Source organism: Collimonas sp. GW821-FHT07E08 (genome assembly GCF_059418905.1).
The window spans coordinates 1-1,495 of sequence record NZ_JBWKQR010000047.1; the positions used below are offsets into that span (position 1 = coordinate 1).

At 58.0% G+C, this 1,495-nt stretch carries 3 protein-coding genes; all 3 read left to right on the forward strand.

What is annotated here, in order from left to right; genetic code table 11:
* Nucleotides 1-6: 6 nt before the first annotated feature.
* Entirely contained in the window at nt 7-693 is a 687-nt protein-coding gene (locus tag AC07RZ_RS24075; RefSeq protein ID WP_494669866.1) for a MotA/TolQ/ExbB proton channel family protein, read from the forward strand.
* Nucleotides 694-695: 2 nt separating this feature from the next.
* A complete protein-coding gene (locus tag AC07RZ_RS24080; protein WP_494669864.1) occupies nt 696-1,124 on the forward strand; it encodes an ExbD/TolR family protein in 429 nt (142 codons plus the stop codon).
* 96 nt (nt 1,125-1,220) lie between these two features.
* On the forward strand, nt 1,221-1,495 hold a 275-nt coding region (locus tag AC07RZ_RS24085; RefSeq protein ID WP_494669865.1), incomplete at its 3' end, for a biopolymer transporter ExbD.

Consider the following 1,495-nt stretch of genomic DNA (forward strand, 5'->3'; position numbering starts at 1 on the left):
TACGGCCTGGACGCGCTGTGGAAAGGCGGCGACTTCGTCGCCCGCGGCACCCTGATCATCCTGGTGCTGATGTCGATGGGTAGCTGGTACATCATCATCACCAAGCTGATCGAGCAGGTGAAACTGATGGGCCAGGCAAAAAATGCACAAAAGACATTCTGGAAAGCCGCCAGCGTCGAGGCAGGCGTGGCCGGCCTCAAGCCAAACAGCGCTTACCGCTTCATCGCCCAGAACGGCGTGAACTCGACCCAGCACCATGACGGCGCGCTGCTGGAACAGATCGACCTGAACACCTGGGTGACGATGTCGATCCAGCGTTCGGTAGAAAAAGTCCAAAGCCGCCTGCAAGACGGCCTGGCATTCCTGGCAACGGTCGGTTCGACCGCGCCGTTCGTCGGCCTGTTCGGTACCGTCTGGGGTATTTACCACGCGCTGACAGCGATCGGTATCGCCGGCCAGGCGTCGATCGACAAGGTTGCCGGTCCGGTCGGTGAAGCGCTGATCATGACCGCGATCGGTCTGGCAGTGGCTGTGCCTGCGGTGCTGGGCTACAACTGGCTGGTTCGCCGCAACAAGAGCGCGATGGAAGAGATCCGCTCGTTCAGCGCCGACCTGCACTCGGTGCTGCTGAGCGGCGTGATGTCCTCGAGCTCGGCGGTCCAGGTTGCCCACATCAATAAAAAGGTTGGCTAATCATGGCGATGTCACTCGGCTCTCCCGACGGGGATGAAGACGAAGTGATCGGCACGATCAACACGACGCCGCTGGTGGACGTCATGCTGGTCTTGCTGATCATCTTCCTGATCACGATTCCGGTGGTGACGCATACGATACCTGTGAAGCTGCCGCATGAAATCGACGAACCTTATAAAACCAAGCCGGAGAACATCAACCTGGCGGTCAATAAGCAAGGCGATATGTTCTGGAACGAGCAGCTGGTGCCGAACACCACGACCTTGCTGGCCAAGCTGAAGGAAGTGGCGGTCATCGTGCCGCAACCGGAACTGCATATCCGCGGCGATCAGCAAACCAAGTACGAATATATCGGCAAGGTGATCCTGACGGCGCAACGGGCGGGCATTGCGAAGATCGGTTTTATTACCGAACCGCCTGCGCGAAATTAATCTATTGCGGGACAGAGTTTAAGAGGCGCCGGAGGGCGACGAATTACTCTGTCCTCAACTGACTAGGCGGGTAGTCCCAAATATTAGGAGTATCAGATGGGTATGAATGTAGGTTCTTCGGGCGGCAACGCCAACGATCCGGAACCGATGATGGAAATGAACATGACGCCGCTGATCGACGTCATGCTGGTGCTGATCATCATGTTGATCATCACGATTCCGATCCAGAATCACGCGATCAAGCTGAACATGCCGACCGGCAATCCGCCGCCTCCGCTGGCGCTGCCGGTGGTGGACACGGTGGATATCGATCCGACAGGAACCGTGATGTGGAACGGCACGCCGATGGCGAACCGTGCGGAACTGGAAGA

What these genes read in the sequence shown, in the direction of transcription:
- AC07RZ_RS24080 (WP_494669864.1), top strand. Translation starts at nt 696, where the DNA reads ATGGCGATGTCACTCGGCTCTCCCGACGGGGATGAAGACGAAGTGATC.